The sequence below is a fragment of the Pseudomonas sp. P1.31 genome, assembly GCF_001269815.1.
In the GTDB taxonomy this organism is placed as follows: Bacteria; Pseudomonadota; Gammaproteobacteria; order Pseudomonadales; family Pseudomonadaceae; genus Aquipseudomonas; species Aquipseudomonas rustica.
On record NZ_LHVN01000048.1, the window covers coordinates 1 to 562 of the forward strand.

The 562-nt window shown below is 61.9% G+C and carries 1 protein-coding gene and 1 pseudogene; both read left to right on the forward strand.

Annotated elements, in window-relative coordinates; genetic code table 11:
* Nucleotides 1-246: alpha/beta hydrolase fold domain-containing protein (locus AD669_RS27835; protein WP_156316198.1), on the forward strand; the 246-nt coding region annotated here is incomplete at its 5' end.
* A gap of 74 nt (nt 247-320) precedes the next feature.
* Nucleotides 321-562 (forward strand): annotated as a pseudogene (locus AD669_RS27840) (mechanosensitive ion channel protein MscS); the annotation flags it as partial.

The following is a 562-nucleotide window of genomic DNA, read 5'->3' on the forward strand; positions in this document are numbered from 1 at the left end:
AACGCCAGCGCCGAACAGCTCAAAGGCTTGCCTGCTGCACTGGTGCAGACCGCCGAGTTCGACGTGCTGCGTGATGAAGGCGAAGGCTATGCGCGGCACCTCGATGCGGCCGGCGTGGCGGTGACCTCGGTGCGTTACAACGGGATGATCCATGACTTTGGTTTGCTCAACCCGCTGAGCCAGATTCCTGAGGTGAAGGCAGCGGTGCGTCAGGCGGCGGCTGAGTTGAAGACTCATCTGAACTGAGCCCAAGTCCTCGCCACAAAAACCTCCTCCCCACCAAAAACTTCTTCAACACTGGTGCAGCTCCGGAGATTGCCATGTCCTTCCTCCTCACCCATCTGCTGTCCCTGAGCGCCGCCCTGCTGCTGCTCGACGCGGTGCTCTGGCACTTCACGCCGTTCACCCATCGTGCGCCAAGAGTGGCTGTGCGGCTGGCGCTGTTTCTGGCCTTCTCCGCACTGGTGATCAATGCCGGTGTCAGCCCGCTGCAAGCCCCGCTGTTCGCCGATGACCGCGTCGCGCAATTGGGTGCAACGGCGTTGGGGATTCTCTGGTGGTT